General features: G+C 66.9%; 5 protein-coding genes and 1 pseudogene. 3 read left to right on the forward strand and 3 right to left on the reverse strand.

Annotation, left to right across the window (positions count from 1 at the left end; translation table 11 throughout):
- Positions 1–347 (forward strand): annotated as a pseudogene (locus LQV45_RS20900) (ATP-dependent helicase); the annotation flags it as partial.
- A 157-nt stretch (positions 348–504) separates the two neighbouring features.
- Here LQV45_RS20900 and LQV45_RS20905 read toward each other — a convergent pair.
- The 3 genes from LQV45_RS20905 to LQV45_RS20915 all read right to left on the reverse strand — a co-directional run bounded on the left by LQV45_RS20905 (position 505) and on the right by LQV45_RS20915 (position 2,928).
- The gene (locus tag LQV45_RS20905) at positions 505–852 is read right to left on the reverse strand and encodes a hypothetical protein (RefSeq protein WP_223915998.1); all 348 of its coding nucleotides are present in this window, start codon (positions 850–852) and stop codon (positions 505–507) included.
- Between the two features lie 75 nt (positions 853–927).
- Positions 928–1,599, reverse strand: a complete 672-nt coding sequence (locus tag LQV45_RS20910; RefSeq protein ID WP_230008660.1) for an isochorismatase family protein — start codon at positions 1,597–1,599, stop codon at positions 928–930.
- Positions 1,600–2,928, reverse strand: a complete 1,329-nt coding sequence (locus tag LQV45_RS20915; protein ID WP_230008661.1) for a nicotinate phosphoribosyltransferase — start codon at positions 2,926–2,928, stop codon at positions 1,600–1,602.
- A gap of 37 nt (positions 2,929–2,965) precedes the next feature.
- Between LQV45_RS20915 and clpS the strand changes: the two genes are divergently transcribed.
- Both clpS and LQV45_RS20925 read left to right on the forward strand, forming a co-directional pair.
- Complete coding sequence (gene clpS / locus LQV45_RS20920; RefSeq protein WP_018775730.1) at positions 2,966–3,331, forward strand: ATP-dependent Clp protease adapter ClpS; 366 nt, start codon at positions 2,966–2,968, stop codon at positions 3,329–3,331.
- Positions 3,324–3,561: DUF2017 family protein (locus tag LQV45_RS20925; protein ID WP_230008662.1), on the forward strand; the 238-nt coding region annotated here is incomplete at its 3' end. The genes clpS and LQV45_RS20925, both read left to right, overlap by 8 nt.

Genomic DNA, 3,561 nt, shown 5'->3' on the forward strand with positions numbered 1-3,561 from the left:
AGCTCGACTACCTCGGGATCCCGGGCCTGCTGGACGCTGAGCAGGTCGGCACGCTGTTGCGCCAGCGCCAGCACGAGCAGCTGAACCGGAAGAACAGGCGCTCCCCGCAGACTGAGGCAGCCGCGGCTGCGGCCCCGGCCGTGCCGGACCACCGGATGCTCATGGACCTGCGCACCGAGCTGGCCAAAAACGTCGCGGCCTGGTCGGCCCGCACCGGGACCCCGCACGGCGTCATCCACACCAAGCTCCGGACCGTCTGCGGCGGCCCGGCCGTCGCCCAGGCCAACGAGGAACAGCTGCAGACCCGTCTGCGCAAACTCCAGGACTGGTTCATCGGCCGGAAGTAGCCCCGCGCAGGGAGTCATGGGTACGGGGTTATGGCCCGGGGATTATGGGCTCAGAGGGTTATGGGCACAGTCCAATAGGCGCCGGGCAACAGCAGAGGGACCAGTTCACTGTGAACTGGTCCCTCTGCTGTTTACTCTGCTGTGAACTTTGCTTCTGCTACTGGCCGGCGCCGCAGACCTGGCCGTAGGTCTGGCCTGCCGCGGTGTAGTCGGCCTTCATGTCCTCGAGCTTGGCGGTGTCCGGGGAGGGCTTGGCCGATTCGTCGAAGTATTCGATGATGGTCTGCAGCGGGGCCCGGAGGTCCTCGGATGCCGCCGCCTTGATGGGCCGCAGCTGGTTGGCGACCCGGGTCATGCCGGTCTTGTCCGATGTGGCCGACTGGGCGGAGACCACGGTCTTGACCCGGGCGCAGGTTTCCTCGTTGGTCAGCTGCGGCGTGGCAGAGCAGCCGGCCGCGCCGAGCAGCGCTCCGGCGGCAATCAGGACGGTCAGGGTCTTCTTCATGGTGTACTCCGGGGTTCTACGGGTCTGTCAATATGGCAAGACTGGCGATGGGGCAAGGATTTCGAGTCTACTGGCTCAGAGGACATCGACGCCGCCGAGCTCCATCTCGGCCACGGCATCGTCCAGGTCTTCGGCAATGCCGACCGTCAGGCCGCGCAGCACCGTGACGGAGTAGCCGGCCTGGACGGCATCCAGAGCGGTCGCTTTGACGCAGTAGTCCGTGGCGATGCCCACCACCACAATGTCCTCGACGTCGTGGCTCTGCAGCCAGTCGTCCAGTCCGATCGCGTCCTCGCCGGCGGCGAAATCACTGCCGGCGAAGGAACTCACTGTGTTGTCGGAGTCTCCGGAGCCGGTAACGGGCATGGCGCCGGGCTGGCGGTCGCCGGTGGGGATTTCGTCCTCGGGGGCCAGCAGCCCTTCGAAGCCGGAGTACGCCGCGGCGAACTGGCCCTTGCGGAAGTACGCCTGGATGTGTTCGGGATCAAGATCGGGATGCAGTTCGGCCCCGCGGGTGCCCGCCACGCAGTGCCGCGGCCAGCTGTCCACGAGATCGGGTTTCTCCGAGAAGTGCTCACCCGGATCGATGTGCCAGTCCTGGGTGGCCACGACGTGGTCAAACTGGCCGTGGTGGGCGTCAACGTACTCGCTGATTTCCCCGGCCAGGCTTGCCCCGCCGGGGACGGCCAGGGCACCTCCCTCACAGAAATCGTTTTGGACGTCAACGATGATCAGGGCGCGGGACATTCAGTCCTCCTCGTAGATGGTGGGGATGGCCGCCTCGCCGCGCTGGAGCCGGTTGACCACCGCGGGAAGCTCCCGCATGGTTTCCGCGTGGCGCCGGCGCGCGCGCTGGACCCCCTCCGGGCCCGTCCACCCGGGGAGGAGCTCGCCGTTCTTGACGAACTGCTGCAGCAGCGGACGGTCGTTGCCGTCGTCCTCCGGGTGATGGCCGACGCCGACGATTTCGGCCGTGGCGGTCCCGCGCTCGTTGAGCTTGCGCAGCGCGTACTTCCGGCCGCCCTTGCTGGCCTTGTTCTTGGCGGCCTTGGCGACGGAGATGAAATCGCCGGCGTCGTCGGTGCGGCTGACGAGCTTGTAGACCATGCTCGCCGTCGGGGCCCCGGACCCGGTCACGAGCGAGGTGCCCACGCCGTAGGAGTCCACCGGCGCGGACGCCAGCGCCGCGATGGCGAATTCGTCGAGGTCTGAGGTCACCACGATCTTGGTGTGGTCGTTGCCGAGCTCGTCGAGCAGCCGGCGCACCCACTGGGCCTGGGTCACGAGGTCGCCCGAGTCCAGCCGGACAGCGCCCAGCTTGTCCCCGGCGAGATCGACGGCGGTGCGGACGGCCGTTTCGACGTCGTACGTGTCCACCAGCAGGGAAGTGTCCGGCCCAAAGGCGGCAATCTGGGCCTCGAAGGCCTCCCGCTCGGTGTCATGGAGGAGCGTGAAGGAATGGGCGGCCGTGCCCACCGTCTTCAGCCCGTAGCGCAATCCGGCCTCCAGGTTCGAGGTGCTGTCGAACCCGGCAATGACAGCGGCCCGGGCAGCGGCGGCCGCCGATTCCTCGTGCGTCCGGCGCGATCCCATTTCGATGCACGGGCGGGTCCCGGCCGCGGAGATCATCCGGGAGGCGGCAGAGGCGATGGCGCAGTCGTGGTTGAGCACGGAGAGCAGGTAGGTCTCCAGGATGCAGGCCTCGGCGAACGTGGACTCAACGATCAGCACGGGGGAGTTCGGGAAATACGCCTCACCCTCCGGATAGCCCCAGATGTCGCCGGAAAAGCTGTAGCCGGCCAGGTACTCCAGTGTCTGGTCGTTGACCACCTTGGTCCGGTGCAGGTAGTCCAGTTCCGGCTCGCCGAAGCGGAAGTTCGCGATCCCCTCCAGCAGGCGGCCGGTGCCCGCCACGATGCCGTAGCGGCGCCCGTCCGGGAGCCGCCGGGCGAAGGCCTCGAAGACCGATTTGCGGTGCGCCGCGCCGGACTGCAGGGCGCCCTGCAGCATGGTCAGCTCGTAGTGGTCTGTGTACAGGGACGTGCGGGGACGGTCCCAGCCAGCGGAGGTACTCACAAATTCACTCTAGTGTGCATCCCCATAGAATGGACAGATGACCCTCAGCGTTGCGCTCGGCCCCGACACACGGGAGAGTACCCAGACCGGAACAGTGACGTCCGGCGACGTCCTGACCGCCCCGGACGTCCCCTGGAACCTTGTGATCTGGAACGATCCCGTGAACCTGATGAGCTATGTGAGCTATGTGTTCCGCAGCTATTTCGGCTACTCGGAGGCCAAGGCGAACAAGCTGATGATGGAAGTCCACAAGAAGGGCCGCTCGATCGTGGCGCACGGCAGCAAGGAACAGGTGGAGCAGCACGCCGTCGCGATGCATGGCTACGGACTCTGGGCGACGGTGGAAAAGGCCACCGGCGGCAACGCCGGCGGTTCCGGCAAAGGCAAGGGAAAACGTGGCTAAGGCATTCAAGTACGGGCTCAAGGGCATCAAGGGCCATCTGGAGCCGGCCGAGCGGGAGCTGCTGCGCAGCCTTTTCGATGACGTCATCTCCATGCTGGAGCCGGAGCAGCGCGCCAACGAGGACCCGCTGGCGGCCCTGGTGGGTTTGGACACCGAAGCGCGCGAACCCTCGGACCGCGCCATGCGGCGGCTGTTGCCGAACGTGATGAAGAACGACGACGACGCCTCCC

This window comes from Microbacterium sp. Bi128 (genome assembly GCF_918698205.1).

What these genes read in the sequence shown, in the direction of transcription:
- LQV45_RS20905 (WP_223915998.1), bottom strand. Translation starts at nt 852, where the DNA reads ATGAAGAAGACCCTGACCGTCCTGATTGCCGCCGGAGCGCTGCTCGGC.
- LQV45_RS20910 (WP_230008660.1), bottom strand. Translation starts at nt 1,599, where the DNA reads ATGTCCCGCGCCCTGATCATCGTTGACGTCCAAAACGATTTCTGTGAG.
- clpS (WP_018775730.1), top strand. Translation starts at nt 2,966, where the DNA reads ATGACCCTCAGCGTTGCGCTCGGCCCCGACACACGGGAGAGTACCCAG.